An 18,173-nucleotide genomic window follows, 5' to 3' on the forward strand; every position below is an offset into this window, starting at 1 on the left:
GCAGGCGGGCGGCATCCTGGCGGCGCCCTGCAGTGTGTTCCAGCGCCGTCTCTATCATCACTGTCTCAAAGTCTGAACCCGCTTCATCAAGCAGGGCTTCCGCACCGGATTGCAGACGGCTGCGCGTCCAGGCACGCAGCTGTTGCCGCCAGTCTCCACTGATTTCACTCCGCGACTCTTCCTGTCGCAGCTCCGGCGGCAGATCCTCGATATGGATCTCCTGACCAGAAGCCATCACTGTGAGCCAGCGGGCAGTATTTTCCAACTGTCGGACATTACCTGGCCAGTCGAGTTGGCGCAGAAATTCTGTGGTTTCCGGCAATAAAATCTTCGCCTCAACCTCCAACTCTTCAGAGGCATTGGCAAGAAAGTGGCGCATCAAGAGCGCAATATCCTCTTTTCGTTCCCGCATTGCGGGAATATGGATTCTTATCACGTTGAGCCGGTGAAACAGGTCCTCCCTGAAGTCGCCCCTTTTCACCAGCCCTTCCAGATTCTGGTGGGTGGCGGCTATGATCCGCACATCGACCTTCACCGGTTCATGACCACCCACGCGGTAGAACTGGCCATCCGCCAATACCCGCAGCAGCCGGGTTTGCAACTCCGCCGGCATGTCACCAATCTCATCCAGAAAGAGTGTGCCGCCATCCGCCTGTTCAAAACGCCCTTTACGGCGGCTCTGTGCTCCAGTGAAAGCACCACGTTCATGACCGAATAGCTCGGACTCCATCAGATCCTTGGGTATGGCCGCCATATTCAGGGCGATAAAAGGCGCCTCGGCACGAGGGCTGTGGCGGTGCAAGGCTTGCGCCACCAGTTCTTTACCCGTACCCGATTCCCCATTGATGAGCACCGTGATATTCGAACGGGCCAGCCGCCCTATGGCGCGAAAAACCTCCTGCATGGCCGGCGCTTCACCGATGATCTCAAGCCCCCCTATCTGCTCCTCATCCACCGGTTGAGAATGCGTAAGGTGCTGCCGGCAGGCGCGGCGAATCTGATCGACCGCCTCATCCACATCGAAGGGTTTCGGCAGATACTCAAAGGCGCCCTTATGATAAGCAGAGACTGCGCTTTCGAGATCTGAATGTGCCGTCATAATGATCACCGGAAGCGATGGATAGCGGGCCTGGATCATCTCCAGCAACTCCAATCCGTCGATCCCCGGCATGCGTATATCGGAAACGATGACGTCCGGCTGCTCTGCCTTCAAGGCATCGAGCACACCATTACCCGTTTCAAAACTGGTGACCACCATGTCCGCCTTCTGCAGCGTCTTCTCCAACACCCAGCGGATGGAGCGGTCATCATCGATTACCCAAACCCTACACTCTGTTTCCATCAGCTCGATTCCAAAGGAAGTAATACGGTGAAAATTGTCGCGCCGGGACGACTGGTAAATTCAATCAAACCGTTGTGCTGATTGATCAGGGATTGCGCAATCGAAAGACCCACGCCCATACCATCACTGCTGCCGGAGACCATGGGGAAAAAAATCCTGTTTTGCAGTGACTCGGGGATACCGGGACCGTTGTCGAAGATATTGACTTTCAATACCAGACGGTGGCGTTCATTACCGATAGTAAACTGCCTTAGCACCCGTGTTTTCAGACCGACCACTCCTTTATTGCCCACCGCCCGGACAGCGTTGCGCAAGATGTTCAGAAAGGCCTGAATCAACTGATCGAAATCCCCCACGACATCGGGAATACTGGGATCGTAATCCCTCTGAATCCTCAGTCGATCACCCGCCTCGACCTGCACCAGGTTGCAGATACGCTCCAGCACATGATGAATACTGAGGGGTCTCTTTTCCGGTAGACGGTTGGGACCCAGCATACTGTTCACCAGATTCTGCAGTCGATCTGCCTCCTCGATGATGATCTGGGTGTACTCTTTCAGCGACTCATCAGGAAGTTCCCGTTCCAGCAGCTGTGCTGCACCCCGCAACCCTCCCAGAGGATTTTTTATCTCGTGAGCCATACCCCTTACGAGGGCGCGTGAGACCTGGCCCTGGGAGAGCAACTCCTCTTCCCTGTTGATGCGCAGCTGTCGATCCAGTTGCTGCAGTTCGACGAGCAACTCCTCCTCCCCACTGTTATCCCGCAGCGGCACCACCGTACAATCGACGGTGATCTCCCTGCCATCCGCCAGCGGCAGAGTAATTTCCCGCTCAGTGAACGGCTGCCCTGATTCGCTGGCCCGCCCCAGGTTAGATTCAACCGTTCCACCTGGACAGTGGATCAGATCATCCACCCGCTGACCGATAACCTGTCTGGCACTCACTGCAAACAGCATCTCACCGGCAGGATTGATGTATTTCAAAATAAAAGCCTGGTCGAAAAGGAGAATCGAGTAACTCAGATTCTCCAATACCCGTCTTTCCAGCGTGCTTGTCTGCTGCTGTTTATCCATATCTGGCTGACATGCAATAACCGAACCAATTTGAAAAGTTAGGGATGCTATTCCGTTCCTGCACGACGCAACAGCGTACTAACCGGGCATACACGGGTGTTTGTAACCACCGAGCAGAACTTCCCGGATCGATATGTCTTAAACAAGGTTGAATGACTCTCCCTGTTATTGGACATAACGGAATGGAGCGCAGAGCTGTCGCACCATTATAGTGCGTACGGCTGTGGCAAAACCAGAGCCGGTATCAGGGAGCGGTAACCGGGGCCTTGCGGGAGATGAAGTGATAATGGGTGTGGAGATCAACCGTTTTCCGGTCTCATCAGAATTCGTGCCTCCCGGTGTATGGGTTCCCAGGCTCCAAAGTGCATTCAACGTAGACTGGGTTGCACCGCCGATATCTCCGCTGATCCGATTGCCATCCAACAAAGACCTGAATGGCGTCACCGGATAAGCTTACTGGAGGAAGAGACTCAGCCCACACCCCTGTGCCCTCGTTATTGCGAAGAATAGTGGCGTCATTCTCGGTTCGGCAATCTCGAAAAGCGGCATATCCGATTCATCCGGCAGATTCAGATGCTCCGCGGATGCAGTCCGCTTTTCGCCATCATGGGAACGGGTAGATGACTGCCCTGGAATCAAACCTTTTCCGCGCCTTCTCTGGAATTGATCTGAATAGTCGATATCCCCGTCGAGGTGAGGTCCACTTATAGACATCCTTTGCCACCACCGGAAGTGTCAGCACCACCAAGTAAAACTGGTATCAGAGATTCGCATGCACATCAAGCACTGAACTTAAGCCGGTTGCGATGGACAAGCGATCAATGTCGCAAAATGGTCAACGGATTACTGGGCGGGTGTACTGGCCTCCAGCAAAACAGATCATCAACACAATTCTACAATCATTCTTATGGTGCAGGCTATCTGAGCACAAAAAGCGTCTCCCGCAATCAGGCGGCTCACTATCAACCTACTGACGCAGGCGTCGGGCCTATGTGTCGCTTACTTCCTATGGCTTCCTTCAGACCCAGCCGTTACCAGCTACGCCCTTGCCAATCGGATTGTCTTCCCCTCGATCGGGGTGACGCCCTCTTCTTTCAGAGGGCCGGGTTTGCCTGCTTCGCAGGGCAAACGAAAAGGAGAATCGAGGAGCTCAGATTCTCCAATACCCGTCTTTCCAGCGTGCTTGTCTGCTGCAGTTTATCCATATCTGTCTGACATGCAATAACCGAACCAATTTGAAAAGTTAGGGATGCTATTCCGTTCCTGCACGACGCAACAGCATACAAACCGGGCATACACGGGTGTTTGTAACCACGGAGCAGAACTTCCCGGATCGATATGCCTTAAACAAGGTTGAATGACTCTCCCTGTTATTGGACACAACGGAATGGAACGCAGAGCTGCCGCACCATTATAGTGCGTACGGCTGTGGCAAAACCAGAGCCGGTATCAGGGAGCGGTAACCGGGGCCTTGCGGAGATGGAAATTGATAATGGGTGTGGAGATCAACCGTTTTCCGGTCTCATCCAGAATTCGTGCCTCCAGTGTATGGGTTCCCAGGCTCAGATCATTCAACGTGAACTGGGTTGCACCGCCGATATCTCCTTCGATCCGATTGCCATCAACAAAGACCTGAATGGCGTCACCGGATAGAAGCACTGGAGAGAGACTCAGCCCCACACCCACAGTGCCCTCGTTATTGCGAATAGTGGCGTCATTCTCCGGTTCGGCAATCTCGAAAACGGCATATCCCGATTCATCCGGCAGATTCGTCTCCTTGGATGGATCCCGCTTTTCGCCATCATGGGAACGGGTAGATGACTGCCCTGGAATCCAAACCTTTTCCGCGCCTTCTCTGAATTGATCTGAATAGTCGATAACCCCGTCGGGCGAGGTCCACTTATAGACATCCTTTGCCACCACCGGAAGTGTCAGCACCGCAAGTAAAACTGGTATCAGAATTCGCATGCATCAAGCATAGACAAGCCGGTTGCGATGGACAAGCGATCAATGTCGCAAAATGGTCTTTGGATTACTGGGCGGGTGTACTGGCCTCCAGCTAAAACAGATCCATCAACACAGCAATTCTACAATCATTTCTTATGATTGCAGGCTATCACAGGCATAAAAAAAGCGTCTCCCGCAATCGGGAGACGCTCCTCTCAACCTACTGACGCAGGCGTCAGACTAGAGGCTGTAGTACATGTCGAATTCCACCGGATGGGTGGTCATGCGCAGGCGAGTCACCTCTTCCATCTTCAGCGCGATGAAGCTGTCGATCAGATCGTCGGTAAAGACGCCACCGGCAATAAGGAACTCACGGTCCGCATCCAGTTCTTCCAGCGCCTGATCCAGACTGTGGCAGACGGTGGGGATCGCCATGGCTTCCTCGGCAGGCAGGTCATAGAGATCCTTGTCCATGGCATCGCCAGGGTGGATCTTGTTCTGGATGCCGTCCAGGCCGGCCATCATCATGGCGGAGAAGGCCAGGTAAGGATTGGCGGTCGGATCGGGGAAACGCACCTCGACGCGACGGCCCTTGGGGTTGGAATCCCACGGGATGCGAATGGAGGCTGAGCGGTTACGGGCCGAGTAGGCCAGCATGACCGGCGCTTCGAAGCCGGGGACCAGACGCTTATAGGAGTTGGTGGAGCTGTTGGTGAAGGCGTTCAGAGCGCGGGCATGTTTGATGATGCCGCCAATGTAGTAGAGTGCGATTTCAGACAGACCACCGTACTGGTTACCGGCGAAGATGTTCTCGCCGTCTTTTCCCAGGGACTGGTGCACATGCATACCGGAACCATTGTCACCCACTATAGGCTTGGGCATGAAAGTGGCGGTCTTGCCATAGGCGTGAGCAACATTCCAAGTCGCGTATTTCTGGATCTGTACCCAGTCAGCGCGCTCTACGAGGGTGGAGTAACGGGTGCCGATTTCGCACTGTCCTGCGGTCGCCACCTCGTGGTGATGCACTTCAACCGGCACACCCATCTCTTCCATTGCCAGACACATGGCCCCGCGCAGGTCGTGCAGGGAGTCGACAGGAGGTACGGGGAAGTAGCCGCCCTTAACACTGGGACGGTGACCGATGTTGCCGTCTTCATAGACACGCTCGGAGTTCCACTCGGCCTCATCAGAGTCGATCTTCACCATGCTGCCGCTCATGTCGACTCTCCAGCGAACATCGTCCAGCACGAAGAATTCCGGCTCAGGACCAAAGTAAGCGGTGTCGGCAATACCGGTGGACTGCAGGTAGGCCTCGGCACGCTTGGCAACGGAGCGGGGATCGCGCTCGTAACCCTGCATGGTGGCGGGCTCGAGGATATCGCAACGGATGATCAGCGTGTTCTCGTCCGAGAAGGGATCCATTACAGCGGTGGCGTCTTCAGGCATCAGAATCATGTCAGACTCGTTGATACCCTTCCAACCGGCGATAGAGGATCCGTCGAACATCTTTCCGTCAGTGAACATACTTTCACCAACTTCATGGGTCGGCAGCGTAACGTGCTGTTCCTTTCCGCGGGTATCGGTGAAGCGCAGATCGACAAACTTCACATCGTTGTCTTTCATCATCTTCAGAGCTTTAGAGGCCATCATCATCTCCAGGATATCGGGTTATTATCGGGGCGGCTGGTTAAACGCCGCTATACTAAACCTTAGTGTCGGGACGTGACTATACCAGACACCGTGAGTAACGCTTATGAGCATTATTCATGCCACGATTGTTTCTCTTGATCTTTCCAGACTGCAGGGCGGGAGGAATCCAGTCTTTTTTTTCTGGATCGCCAGAACCTTCTCCCAGACTCTGGGTCCGGACGGCCGGGTCGGCATATCTAAAAATACCAATAAAATTAATGCTCTATATCTGAAATAAGTCACTTCTCAATAAGTCTGCGTCGAAACCGCAGAATGTGGTGTGGTACAAACCGCATCTGCATACAGACGATAATTGAGAAGTTACTGAAACCACAACAGGCGTGCGCTATTATGGTGCGATCCGCAAGGCAAAAGCACTGTTATAGTGCGGCCGCTGTCGTCTAGGCCCGAGAGATGAATTTTCCCGTCGTTGTATTGACCTTCACCACTTCACCATTCTCCAGATACTCCGGAACCTGGATCTCGACGCCTGTGTTGAGCATTGCCGGCTTGGTTCGGCCTGTTGCCGTTGAGCCCTTGATACCCGGTGTCGTCTCCATGATCGTCAGGGCAACGGACTGTGGAAGTTCAATGCCGATGATGGCGCCATCCACCAGCAGGGCTGTTATGCCGTCCAGGCCTTCTGCCAGAAAGCCGGTCTGCCCCCCCAGGTCTTCGCTGTTCAGGCCGTACTGACTATAGTCCTCCAGATCCATGAAGGTGAAGATCTCCCCGTCCATATAGGAGAACTGGACCTGCCGGCGCAGACAGTCGATATCCTTCAGAAAATCATCGCCTTTGAACGACTCATCCAGTTTTTGACCCGTCTGCAGATTGATGAAGCGGATTTTATAGAGGGTCGCCGCACCCCGGGAGGAGGGGCTTTTGGCCTCGACCTGTTTCACGCTATGGGGCATTCCGTTGATTTCGACGATTACGCCCCGTTTTAAATCACAAGCTTTCGGCACCTGTTTACTCCTGGAGTTCGTTGATTGAATTTTCCGATCACCCCTGCTCCTCTGCCACTGTTGGGAAAGATATTTCCTTTTATTCCGTTGCAGGACGGAGACAAACTAGTTTCCGAACCAGAGGCGGATCTTGCCAAACACATCTGACTGGTTGAATGCCTTCTGAAATGCCTGGCGCAATTGTGCGATCCCCTCTTCACCTTCATAACAATCGAATGGCAGGTAGAGATCGACATCGATGCGACCGGAAAGGTAGTGCAACACCAAACGTTGCCTGCGGGCATAACAGGCGATATTCCTGCAGGCGACATCGAGCAAGCGCTCGGCCTCTTGCCGCAACGGGAGGTCACTACAGGGGGCATTGGTTTCATCATCTTCCGGGTCGATATGCACCGTCACATCGAACAGCTCTTCAACCTCGTTTATCAATCGCATCTGTACCACTTCCGCAATCCTGTGTCCTTCTGAAACGCTCAACCATGAGTCAACCTGCACATGAACATCCGCCGATGCGTGTCCCCCCATGCGGCGGGTGCGCAGCATGTGAATGCTATTGACACCGCTCACGGAATCGATGATCCCGCGAATCTCCGCCACTGTCTCCTCATCCAGCCCCGCATCCACCAGTTCCTGCATCGCCCCCCAGCCAAGATTCCAGCCAATGTGTACTATCATCACGCCGACCAGTACCGCAGCAATGGCATCCAGGTAGGGTAGACCCGCCAAGGTTCCCCCAATACCGATCAACACCACCACGGAAGAGATAGAGTCGGAGCGATGGTGCCATGCGTTTGCCCGCAGCAGATTTGAATTGATCCGTTGCGCCAGATATTGGGTGTAGTGGTAGAGCCCTTCATTGGCAAGGATGGAGAATGCCGCAACATAGAGTGTAAAGGAACTCGGGGTCAGCAGCTGTTCCGGTGCAAAAAGCCGCTCCACCGCATCCCAGATGACACCCAGTCCTACAAGCCCGAGCAGCGCGCCCAATGCCACGGTACCGGCAGTCTCGAAGCGGCCGTGGCCGTATGGGTGTTGCTCATCCGGCGCTTCTTTAGCATGCCTTGCGGCGAACAAGACCAACGCGTCCGACAGCAGATCCGAAAGCGAGTGCACGCCATCCGCCAACAGAGACTGTGACTGACCAAGCCAGCCAAACAGGATTTTGACGAAAGCGAGTACCAGGTTGACCACAGCGCCGACCAGGGCGGCCAACCGTGTCTCTCTATACCTCGCCTCCTGCATCTCATGATGTAGGTGTTGATGCTGATGCTGATGCATAAGCTACTCCGCCTCCCCCACTTCTATCACCACAGTATATTCGGCCCTGTCGGAGCGGGTCTCAATGACTTTATGGCCATTGATCCGGCACCAGGCCGGGATGTCATTCATCACTCCCGGATCGGTGCAAATCGCTTCCAGGATAGTGCCTGGCGTAAGCGTCTCTATCTTATCCTGCACCCGAATCACCGGCATCGGGCAGAGCAAACGCCGTGCATCAAGAGTGACCCTGCTCAAATGTGCCACTCCTGGGGAATTTCATGTGGCTTGATCGGTTCGACCTTCAGGGCGTGACTGCTGCCCTCCCGATCCACCACTTCGAGTTCCACCAGATCAGCATCGCGTCCCTGACTGTAGCGGGCAACCAGACGGGCGGCCAGTTCAATATCCGCTGCCGTGGGTTCGCCATCGATCAACGCCAGCGGACCACCGTGGCTGATCGTCTTGATCGTGACAAACTGCTTGCGGTAACCCTGCAGGAAATTGCCCTCCCCCTCCTCTCTGGCAATAATCACCTTGAAATGGGGTGCCGGGCGCAAATGGCGTCCCACCTTGAGCAGCATGATGTCATCCATCTCATACTGCTTGCTGCCGCGCGCGCGCCAGAGATCCGCGAGTTTCACTGAATATTGGGCATCGGTGAGGAAACAGCAGCCCCCCGCCGGCTGTGCGTAGTCTTTAAAGCCGAATTTTGCCGCCAATGCCATCTGGGGTTTGCGGCTTCTTCCGCTGAAGTCGTAAAGTCTCTCCCTGTCCACCCATCCCTCATGCTCCGGCAGGGTTTGCGGCAGATTCTTTGCGCAAAGCGGCCGCAGCAGCAGATCCTCCGCCCCCGACTCACCCGATACTACCGGCATGGTCTCCTTGCGTTGGGACATGGGGCGTTGCCCGATCACCTCGCCGGTAATAATGAAATCAAAATCCTTTTTTCTGAGCCACTCCAAGGCTTTGCTCACCATAAAGATCTTACAGTCGAGACAGGGATTCAGGTTGGCGCCATAACCGTGCTTCGGATTGAAGACGATATCCTTGTATTCCTCCACAATATCGACAATGTGCAACTTGATGCCAAGCTGTTCCGCCACCCAGAGTGCATTGTTGCGCTTTGATTTTTTCTGGTCTTTTTTGCGGATGGCATGGGTATGACCTTCGACACAGAAACCGGTGTAGAAGTTGATGCCCTCGACATGGATACCCTGTTCCTGGATCACCTTTGCGGCCAATAGTGAGTCGAGGCCACCAGAGATCAGAGCCACGGCTTTTCGCTGTTCGGTCATATATGTTTCGTCGTCTGGCGTGTAAAACCTGGATTATACGGAATTGCGCCAAATGCGGCATCTCATCGAAGTTAGCCAAGTTGTTGGCGCATCGTTATACTGACGCGATTTTTCCACCTAAACTATGGAATCCCGACGTGAATCGAGCTTCTGACAGCAACAGTCCTGATGTATCGACCTTTCAGGGTCTGATCTTTGCGTTGCAACAGTACTGGGCAGACCAGGGCTGCGTGATCCTTCAACCCTATGATATGGAGATGGGTGCCGGCACTTTTCACTCCGCCACTTTCCTCCGCTCCATCGGTCCCGAGCCTTGGAGTTGCGCCTATGTGCAGCCTTCACGCCGCCCCACCGACGGGCGCTATGGAGAGAATCCCAACCGCCTGCAACACTACTATCAGTTCCAGGTCATCCTGAAACCCTCACCGCTGGATATTCAGGAACTCTATCTGGGATCACTCAAGGCGCTGGGTCTCGACCTGCTGGTACACGATATTCGTTTCGTCGAGGACAACTGGGAGTCCCCCACTCTCGGTGCCTGGGGGCTTGGCTGGGAGGTCTGGCTCAACGGCATGGAGGTGACTCAATTCACCTATTTTCAGCAGGTGGGTGGCCTCGACTGCCGCCCGGTCACCGGTGAGATCACCTACGGTCTTGAGCGCATCGCCATGTATCTGCAAGGCGTCGAAAGCGTCTACGATCTGGTCTGGGCCAATGGCCCCGCCGGCCCGGTAACCTACGGTGACGTCTTTCACCAGAATGAGGTTGAACAGTCGGCCTTCAACTTTGAACACGCCGATGTGGATGCCCTCTTCGGTTGGTTCGACACCTGTGAAAAAGAGAGTCAGCGCCTCATCAAAATTGGTCTGCCGCTGCCCGCATATGAACAGGTCCTCAAGGCCTCTCATACCTTCAACCTGCTGGATGCGCGTCACGCCATCTCGGTGACCGAACGACAACGCTACATCCTGCGCGTTCGCTCCCTCTCACGCGCCGTGGCCCAAGCCTATTACGACAGCCGCGAAGCCCTTGGATTCCCCATGCTGAAAGAGAACAGGGAGGTTGCCAACCATGGCTGACTCCAAAGATCTGCTGATCGAGATCGGCACTGAAGAACTGCCCCCCAAGGCCTTGGCAAAACTCTCCACGGCGTTTCTCCGTGGCATCGATGAACAGTTGAAACAGCTGGGACTGCCACGCAATTCCATCAAACCCTACGCCACCCCTCGCAGGCTTGCCGTATTCATCGAGGCCCTTCAAACCAGCCAGTCCGACAAAGAGATCGAACGCAAGGGACCTGCGGTCAAGGCCGCATTCGATGCTGACGGCAATCCAACCAAGGCGGCCGAAGGTTTCGCCCGCTCCTGCGGGGTGAGCGTCGATCAGCTGGAGACTCAGGATACCCCAAAAGGCGCATGGCTGATCCACCGGCAGATTGAATTGGGCCGGTCCACCATTGAGTTGATACCGGAGATCGTGGAAAAGTCTCTCGCCACTCTGCCCATACCCAAACGTATGCGCTGGGGCAGCCGTAGTGAAGAGTTCGTGCGGCCGGTACATTGGGTCGTACTGCTGTTTGGTGATGAGGTCGTTCCCGGCCAGGTGATGGGACACACGGCAGGCCGCACAACCCGTGGACATAGATTTCACCATCCCGAACCGATTGAGATCGATACACCTGCAAACTACGCAGAACTGCTGAAAAGCAAAGGTTATGTCATCGCCGACATTGCCGAGCGCAAGGCCAAAATCGAGCAGCAGACCAGAGAGACAGCAGAAGCCGAAGGTCTCCAGGCCGCAATCGATCCCAACCTGTTGGACGAGGTCACCGCCCTCAATGAGTGGCCGATTCCTGTGATTGGCAGCTTCGATGGCCGCTTTCTCGACGTTCCCTCAGAATGCCTGATCCAGGCGATGCAGGATCATCAGAAATACTTCCCTGTTGTCGACAAGACAGGCGCTCTACAGCCCCGATTCATTACTATAAGCAATATTGACAGCAAGGATATTGAACAGGTTCGTTCCGGCAATGAGCGAGTCATCCGCCCCCGGTTCAGCGATGCCGCTTTCTTCTGGGAGCAGGATCTGAAAAAACCACTCGACCATCACATCGAGTCGCTGAAAAGCATTCTGTTTCAGAAAAAACTGGGAACGCTGTACGACAAGAGCGGGCGCATCGCCTCACTGGCAGAATCCATTGCCGATCAAGTTGGTCTCGACAAGGCGCTTGCATTCCGCGCAGCCTGGCTCTGTAAATGCGACCTTATGTCCCAAATGGTGGGTGAATTTGCCAGCCTGCAGGGCACCATGGGGCGCTATTATGCCGTGCGCTCAGGTGAGGACGGCCAGGTTGCTCAGGCAATGGAAGAGGTCTACCTGCCCCGGCATGCCGGCGATCGCCTGCCCGAAACCGACTGTGGTCGCACCATTGCCATCGCTGATCGCCTCGATACCCTGATGGGCATCTTCGCTATTGGCCAGAAACCGACCGGCGCCAAGGATCCTTACGGCCTTCGCCGCGCTGCTTTGGGTGTACTCCGCATCCTCATCGAGACCCCCATGGATCTCGACCTTGAACAGTTACTCTCCACTGCTGCTGAGGGTCTTGCCAAGCAAGTGGATACAGAGGAGAGCCTGGATCAGGTCTTTGAATACATGATGGAACGTCTCAAGGCGTACTACGCCGACCAATCCATCCCCGCTGATTCAGTGGATGCAGTGCTCGCCCGCCGTCCCACCCGTCCCGCAGATTTCAATCTCCGGGTCCGGGCAGTCACTGAATTCCGCAAACTGCCTGAAGCCGAGAGCCTTGCTGCCGCCAACAAACGCATTCGCAACATTCTCAAGAAGACCGATGAGACCTTCCCCGAGCAGGTAGCCAATGACCTGCTACAGGAAGCCGCAGAGAAAGCGCTCGCTGCAAAGGTCGATGAGTTACAGCCCAAGGTCGTCCCGCTGTTTGCCAAAGGCCATTATACGGAAGGTCTGCAAATCCTCGCCAGTCTGCGCGAACCTGTCGATGATTTCTTTGACCAGGTCATGGTGATGTCGGAGGATGAAACGCTACGGAGAAATCGTCTTGCCCTGCTTTCACGGCTTGAGGGTCTCTTTCTCAGTGCCGCTGACCTATCACGCCTTCAGTAACCGAGACTAAACATGAACCCCGATTCATACAAGCATATGCTGGACGCCGTACAGGCCTTCCACGATAAGCACCGTTTCAAGGAGACTGGCGGCGAGGAGATGACCTATCGCATCGCGTTAATGGCGGAAGAGTTGGGGGAGATCTCCTCCTGTGTCACAAAAGGTAAGAGCAATGAGTCACTTGCTGAGGAAGTGGCCGATCTGCTGATCCTTGTCATGGGCACAGCCATCGCCCAGGAGTTCGATCTCAAGCAGGCCTTTTGGGACAAGATGGAGAAGCTTAACAAGCGGGATTCCCGCATGGTCAACGGCCGCATCAGGGTCTCAGAATTCCGTGATGTCGACTGATATTATTAGATATTCTTTGATAGTAAGCACTTACTCGCAATGAAAATCATCATCCTGGACAGAGACGGTGTCATCAACGAGGATTCAGATGATTTTGTCAAATCCCCGGACGAGTGGATTCCTCTGCCCGGCAGCCTTGAAGCGATCGCCCGTCTCAACCATGCCGGTTTTCGTGTTTTCGTTGCAACCAACCAGTCAGGCGTGTCTCGCGGTTACTTCTCCATCGACACCCTGAACAAGATGCACAACAAAATGCAGACGTTGTTACAGAAACATGGAGGCCATATCGATGGCATTTTTTTCTGTCCCCATGGACCGGATGACAACTGTGACTGCCGCAAACCCAAGCCTGGTCTCTACCAGCAGATTTCACATCGTTCCCGGACGCCGCTGCATCAGGTACCCATCATTGGTGACTCGTTACGTGACCTGCAGGCCGCCTCTGCCGTTGGCGCAAATCCCATCCTGGTGAGAACCGGAAAAGGTAACAAGACGCTCTCATCATTGCCGAATGAGTTGAAAGATATTCCCGTCTACCAAAACCTCTCTGAGGCCGTTGATGCGCTTTTGACCTGATTGACATGCCATGACCTTTATCCGCTCCATTCTCTTTTTTACCTTTCTTGTTCTCAGTACTATCGTCATTGCCGGTTTTGGCAGTCTCTTTGGCTGGTTCTTCCCGTTGCAAAAACGCTTTTTCATCAGCAACGCCTGGAGCAGAGTCAACCTGGCTGCACTCTCGCTACTCTGTGGCCTCAACTATCGTATTGATGGTCTGAATAACATTCCTGATGACAAGAGTGTCATCATCCTCTCAAAACACCAGTCTGCCTGGGAGACCATCGCCTTTCTCAGTATCATTCCGCTCAACAAGGCCTGGGTGCTGAAACAGGAGTTGCTCAGAGTGCCTATATTTGGATGGGCATTACTTCTCTTCCAACCGATTGCACTCGATCGAAAAGCAGGTCGAAAGGCTGTGGTACAACTTATCCGTGATGGTACTGAAAGACTCGAATCCGGGCTTTCGGTAATCATCTTTCCCGAAGGCACCCGTGTCGCACCTGGTACTCACAAACGTTATGGAATTGGTGGTGCACTACTGGCAGAGAAATCCGGTTTTCCTGTATTGCCTGTCTCACACAACGCCGGGGTGTTCTGGAAACGCAGGGGCATCAACAAATTTCCGGGTACCATCGATGTAAGAGTAGGCCCCCTCATCGAGACCAAAGGTCTCGATGCCAACGAGATCAATGCGAAGGTGGAAAAGTGGATCGAAGGGACGCTCGAGACTTTGCCGCAAGGAAGAGCTTGAACCTGTGGTATTACTGATAGTAAGTACTTGCTTCGGCTAAAGGCTGGCAAATCTTGCGTCAAGCCTGATGAAGCCCTTCAGCCAGTAGCGACAACCTTCGGCTTGCCCGGTGACACGGCCACCTTTAGCCTTTAACCTTTAACCTTTAACCTTTTTAGCCTAATTCATCAAACATCCAGGTTTTCCACCGATAACGCATATTTCTCGATGAAATCTCTTCTGGGTTCGACCTGATCACCCATCAGGGTCGTGAAGATCTGATCCGCAGCAACAGCATCCTCAATACCGACTTGTAAAAGGCGCCGCGCGCTTGCATCCATAGTTGTCTCCCATAACTGCTCTGGGTTCATTTCACCAAGGCCTTTATAGCGCTGAACATGGTGACCCCGTTTAGCCTCCTCCAACAACCAGTCGAGTACCTGGCGAAAACTCTTGACTGGCTGGCTCTTCTCTCCACGTTTGACATAAGCGTCGTCGCTCAACAGACCCGTTAGTTTCTGCCCCAACTCTACGATCTTGCGATATTCCACCGTGGAGAAAAAATTGAATGGAAGAAAGCGATCAGTCCCGATTCCATGAACCTTTCGGTTCACCACGATTCCTGCTTCGCCGCTTTCACTATCACCTTCACCAAGCAGTCTCAGGCTACAGGATTCAGCAACACCAAGATCCAGGTTCAATCTGGGCTCCAGCGCTTCTACCCAAGCCAGCATATCCACCTCATTTTCACGCATCTCTGCCGTAACTTGAGGCATATAGATCAACTTTTCCAGAAATATCCCATCGTAGCGCCTCGATAAGCGATTAATCCCGGCTATTACAACCTGAAATGAGCGAACCAAATATTCAAGCCCCTCTCCTGCCAGTGGCGGAGCCCCTGCCGTAACATAGAGAGCAGCATTGTCGAGCGCTGACTGCAGAAAATAATTGTTTAAATCCTGGTCATCTTTCAGGTACTGCTCCTGTTTGCCTTTCTTCACTTTATAGAGCGGGGGTTGCGCAATATAGATGTAACCCTCTTCTATCAACTCTGGCATTTGTCGATAAAAGAAAGTCAGCAGCAAAGTCCTAATGTGGGCACCGTCAACATCGGCATCCGTCATTATGATGATTCGATGGTATCTTAGTTTTTCAATATTAAACTCTTCTCGACCGATGCCACAGCCCAGTGCGGTTATCAGTGTGCCGACTTCCACCGATGAGAGCATCTTATCGAAACGGGCCTTTTCCACATTCAAAATTTTACCTTTTAGAGGAAGAATCGCCTGGCGTTTTCTGTCCCTGCCCTGCTTGGCAGATCCTCCCGCTGAATCACCCTCCACCAGATAGAGTTCTGACAGCGCAGGATCCTTTTCCTGACAATCAGCCAACTTGCCCGGTAATCCAGCGATATCCAATACCCCCTTGCGCCGAGTCATCTCTCTGGCCTTTCTTGCGGCTTCTCTTGCTCTGGCTGCATCAATCATCTTACCTGCGATCGTTTTTGCCTCGGCAGGATTTTCCAATAAAAAGTCGTTGAGATGTTCAGATAACAGATTTTCAACGATGCCCTTCACTTCGGAAGACACCAATTTATCCTTGGTCTGTGAGGAGAATTTTGGATCAGGGACTTTCACTGAAAGCACTGCCACCAAACCCTCGCGCGCATCATCACCAGCGGTATTCACCTTGTGTTTCTTGGAGATGCCTGAGTTCTCGATATACTGATTAAGTGTTCTCGTTAATGCCCCTCTGAAACCCGCCAGGTGAGTACCCCCATCACTCTGTGGAATATTGTTCGTATAACAGAAGATATTCTCCTGGTATGACTCATTCCACTGCATCGCTACCTCTACGACAACTTCATTCTTTTCAGCAGAGAAGCTAAATACCTGCTGATGTAGCGGTGTTTTGTTCCGATTCAAGTGCTCAACAAACGCAAGTATGCCGCCCTTGTATTCAAAGACATCCTCTTTGTCTGTCGCCTCTTCCTTGATAACAATACGTACGCCAGAATTAAGGAAAGAGAGTTCTCTCAGGCGTTTTGCAAGAATATCGTAGTGAAATTCAATGTTTGTGAATGTTTTTGCGCTGGGCATGAAGGTTACAGAGGTTCCTGTTTTATCCGTCTCTCCTACTGCCTTCATATCCTCCTGCGGCACACCGTGTACGTAGTCCTGTTCCCATATCTTCCCTTGGCGATATATTCTCAATTTAAGCTGCTCTGATAGTGCATTGACAACGGAAACGCCGACGCCATGCAGGCCACCAGAAACCTTGTATGAGTTATCGTCAAACTTACCACCAGCATGCAGTACAGTCATGATGACTTCAGCAGCTGATCTTTTCTCCTCAGTGTGCATGTCGACAGGAATTCCGCGCCCATTATCCTGAACAGTCACCGATTGGTCCGAATGGATCATGACCTTGATCTCATCACAATATCCTGCCAAGGCCTCATCAATTGAGTTATCAACCACCTCAAAAACCAAATGATGCAGACCAGTGCCATCATCAGTATCACCGATATACATTCCTGGACGCTTCCGCACGGCATCCAAGCCTTTCAGAACTTTAATACTCGATGAGTCGTAGGACATTTTCCACCTATCAATCAGATTCTTTGGTTCCGGTTCGCGGACCCTGCATATAACTAAAGCATTATACAACGGGAACGGTTGTCAAAACGACAAAATCATTAGGGATGCAAATGCTTCAGATACAGAGGTGATTATGAAACTCTTAACTATTTTACTGCGCCATGTTCCACGTGAAACATCTTCACGTCATCACTATATTTTTCAATCATTGTGGCGCCATCGATTGCTGTAAGAAACGTTTGGAAGCCACAAGAATCGATAAGTGAGAGTAGAGCAGTATTTGTTTTTCGATCTAGCTCAGCGGAGAAGTCATCCATAAGAAGGATGGGGTTGGTGTTTGTGCGTTCTTTTTGTGCAATAAGCTGCGATAGAACCATCAAAGTGGCAACAATCTTTTGTTGGCCGCGTGAAAGAATTTCCTTCGCCGGAAGAGAATTCACAGTGATACGTATATCAGCCCTATGAGGCCCAGTGGTTGTAAAACCTGCAGACAGATCAGTTTTGACTTGTGCCTGAAGAGAATCTTCAAGTGAAAGTGAATTACTCCAGCCTTTATAGAACCTGAAGCTAATTATTGGAACACCCTGGAACATAGCAGCAAGAGACTCAAATACAGATTTCCAGCTACTATAATAATCTGTACGCAATTGGTTAATCCGCTCACCGTATTCGATCAGTTGAGAATCCCAAACATTCCAGCCTGTAACACCTGAGCGCAACGAAGCATTTCTTTGCTGCAGAGTTGTTGAATATTGCCGCATCAGTGAGACATACGAGTGTTCCACGTGAAACACTCCCCAATTCAAGAATCTCCTTCTATTGTCAGGACCTTCTTCAATCAGACGGTGAATTATTGGTGTGACTATCCCTATAGGGAGTAGTTTGGCGACTTCTGAGACTCGAGATACTGGTGTCCCATTGAGTTGAATTCTCTTTTTGTTATTTTCCAAACCAAAACCGACTCGCATTATCGAAAGGTTTGTGTTTTGAGTTTCTGAGTAGACGGAGAGTCTCTTTTTCCCCTCCTGGATAAGATTTTTTCCCTTAGTGCCCTTGAAGCTTTTTGCCCGGGCAAGTAGAAATATTGCTTCAAGTAAGCTTGTTTTACCTGCCCCATTATCACCACAGAAAATATTGATTCCAGGTTGTGGTGATATATCGACTGAGTCAAGAATACGGAGATTTTGGATTTGTAATTTCGTTATGTTCAAGATCA

15 protein-coding genes are annotated in these 18,173 nt (G+C 52.5%); 5 read left to right on the forward strand and 10 right to left on the reverse strand.

All coding sequences use genetic code 11. The annotated features are described in order from the left end of the window. From ntrC to G9Q73_RS09965, 8 genes are all read right to left on the reverse strand, one after another. On the reverse strand, positions 1–1,342 hold a 1,342-nt coding region (gene ntrC / locus G9Q73_RS09930), incomplete at its 3' end, for a nitrogen regulation protein NR(I) (protein WP_177419642.1). Further along, complete coding sequence (glnL, locus tag G9Q73_RS09935; RefSeq protein WP_177419643.1) at positions 1,342–2,415, reverse strand: nitrogen regulation protein NR(II); 1,074 nt, start codon at positions 2,413–2,415, stop codon at positions 1,342–1,344. The genes ntrC and glnL, both read right to left, overlap by 1 nt. Before the next feature lie 1,449 nt (positions 2,416–3,864). Further along, positions 3,865–4,383 (reverse strand): DUF4124 domain-containing protein, encoded by a 519-nt coding sequence (locus tag G9Q73_RS09940; RefSeq protein WP_177419644.1) that lies wholly within the window; start codon positions 4,381–4,383, stop codon positions 3,865–3,867. 219 nt (positions 4,384–4,602) lie between these two features. Further along, positions 4,603–6,009: a glutamate--ammonia ligase gene (gene glnA / locus G9Q73_RS09945; RefSeq protein WP_177419645.1), complete on the reverse strand. Its 1,407-nt coding sequence runs from the start codon at positions 6,007–6,009 to the stop codon at positions 4,603–4,605. Positions 6,010–6,452: 443 nt separating this feature from the next. Further along, entirely contained in the window at positions 6,453–7,019 is a 567-nt protein-coding gene (gene efpL, locus G9Q73_RS09950) for an elongation factor P-like protein EfpL (RefSeq protein ID WP_177419646.1), read from the reverse strand. 105 nt (positions 7,020–7,124) lie between these two features. Beyond that, a complete protein-coding gene (locus tag G9Q73_RS09955) occupies positions 7,125–8,297 on the reverse strand; it encodes a cation diffusion facilitator family transporter (protein WP_246345169.1) in 1,173 nt (390 codons plus the stop codon). Between the two features lie 3 nt (positions 8,298–8,300). After that, positions 8,301–8,543, reverse strand: coding sequence for a sulfurtransferase TusA family protein (locus tag G9Q73_RS09960; protein WP_439654690.1), 243 nt, complete (start codon positions 8,541–8,543; stop codon positions 8,301–8,303). Then, complete coding sequence (locus G9Q73_RS09965; protein WP_177419648.1) at positions 8,531–9,574, reverse strand: tRNA (5-methylaminomethyl-2-thiouridylate)-methyltransferase; 1,044 nt, start codon at positions 9,572–9,574, stop codon at positions 8,531–8,533. The genes G9Q73_RS09960 and G9Q73_RS09965 overlap by 13 nt, the downstream gene beginning before the upstream one ends. 137 nt (positions 9,575–9,711) lie before the next feature. On the opposite strand from G9Q73_RS09965, the gene glyQ reads away from it, so the two are divergent. The 5 genes from glyQ to G9Q73_RS09990 are packed head-to-tail and all read left to right on the forward strand — an operon-like array spanning position 9,712 to position 14,378. Then, entirely contained in the window at positions 9,712–10,653 is a 942-nt protein-coding gene (gene glyQ / locus G9Q73_RS09970) for a glycine--tRNA ligase subunit alpha (protein ID WP_369408874.1), read from the forward strand. After that, positions 10,646–12,718 carry a glycine--tRNA ligase subunit beta gene (gene glyS, locus G9Q73_RS09975; RefSeq protein WP_177419650.1) on the forward strand — a complete coding sequence of 691 codons (2,073 nt, stop codon included), beginning with the start codon at positions 10,646–10,648 and terminating at the stop codon, positions 12,716–12,718. Before glyQ ends, glyS begins: the two co-directional genes overlap by 8 nt. Positions 12,719–12,730: 12 nt before the next feature. Further along, positions 12,731–13,066 carry a MazG nucleotide pyrophosphohydrolase domain-containing protein gene (locus G9Q73_RS09980; RefSeq protein ID WP_177419651.1) on the forward strand — a complete coding sequence of 112 codons (336 nt, stop codon included), beginning with the start codon at positions 12,731–12,733 and terminating at the stop codon, positions 13,064–13,066. A 39-nt stretch (positions 13,067–13,105) separates the two neighbouring features. Then, positions 13,106–13,642 (forward strand): D-glycero-beta-D-manno-heptose 1,7-bisphosphate 7-phosphatase, encoded by a 537-nt coding sequence (gmhB, locus tag G9Q73_RS09985; RefSeq protein ID WP_177419652.1) that lies wholly within the window; start codon positions 13,106–13,108, stop codon positions 13,640–13,642. 10 nt (positions 13,643–13,652) lie between these two features. Beyond that, a complete protein-coding gene (locus G9Q73_RS09990; RefSeq protein WP_177419653.1) occupies positions 13,653–14,378 on the forward strand; it encodes a lysophospholipid acyltransferase family protein in 726 nt (241 codons plus the stop codon). A 167-nt stretch (positions 14,379–14,545) separates the two neighbouring features. Here the strand turns inward: G9Q73_RS09990 and gyrB are convergent, their stop codons facing one another. Both gyrB and recF read right to left on the reverse strand, forming a co-directional pair. Continuing rightward, positions 14,546–16,957: a DNA topoisomerase (ATP-hydrolyzing) subunit B gene (gyrB, locus tag G9Q73_RS09995; RefSeq protein ID WP_177419654.1), complete on the reverse strand. Its 2,412-nt coding sequence runs from the start codon at positions 16,955–16,957 to the stop codon at positions 14,546–14,548. Between the two features lie 146 nt (positions 16,958–17,103). Next, a complete protein-coding gene (gene recF, locus G9Q73_RS10000) occupies positions 17,104–18,168 on the reverse strand; it encodes a DNA replication/repair protein RecF (protein ID WP_177419655.1) in 1,065 nt (354 codons plus the stop codon). Positions 18,169–18,173 lie beyond the last annotated feature (5 nt).

This window comes from endosymbiont of Lamellibrachia barhami (assembly GCF_011947365.2).
Classification (GTDB): domain Bacteria; phylum Pseudomonadota; class Gammaproteobacteria; order Chromatiales; family Chromatiaceae; genus QGON01.

Coding starts and splice junctions, on each gene's coding strand:
- glnL (WP_177419643.1), bottom strand. CDS start 2,415: ATGGATAAACAGCAGCAGACAAGCACGCTGGAAAGACGGGTATTGGAG.
- G9Q73_RS09940 (WP_177419644.1), bottom strand. CDS start 4,383: ATGCGAATTCTGATACCAGTTTTACTTGCGGTGCTGACACTTCCGGTG.
- glnA (WP_177419645.1), bottom strand. CDS start 6,009: ATGGCCTCTAAAGCTCTGAAGATGATGAAAGACAACGATGTGAAGTTT.
- G9Q73_RS09955 (WP_246345169.1), bottom strand. CDS start 8,297: ATGCATCAGCATCAGCATCAACACCTACATCATGAGATGCAGGAGGCG.
- G9Q73_RS09965 (WP_177419648.1), bottom strand. CDS start 9,574: ATGACCGAACAGCGAAAAGCCGTGGCTCTGATCTCTGGTGGCCTCGAC.
- glyS (WP_177419650.1), top strand. CDS start 10,646: ATGGCTGACTCCAAAGATCTGCTGATCGAGATCGGCACTGAAGAACTG.
- G9Q73_RS09980 (WP_177419651.1), top strand. CDS start 12,731: ATGAACCCCGATTCATACAAGCATATGCTGGACGCCGTACAGGCCTTC.
- gmhB (WP_177419652.1), top strand. CDS start 13,106: ATGAAAATCATCATCCTGGACAGAGACGGTGTCATCAACGAGGATTCA.
- G9Q73_RS09990 (WP_177419653.1), top strand. CDS start 13,653: ATGACCTTTATCCGCTCCATTCTCTTTTTTACCTTTCTTGTTCTCAGT.
- gyrB (WP_177419654.1), bottom strand. CDS start 16,957: ATGTCCTACGACTCATCGAGTATTAAAGTTCTGAAAGGCTTGGATGCC.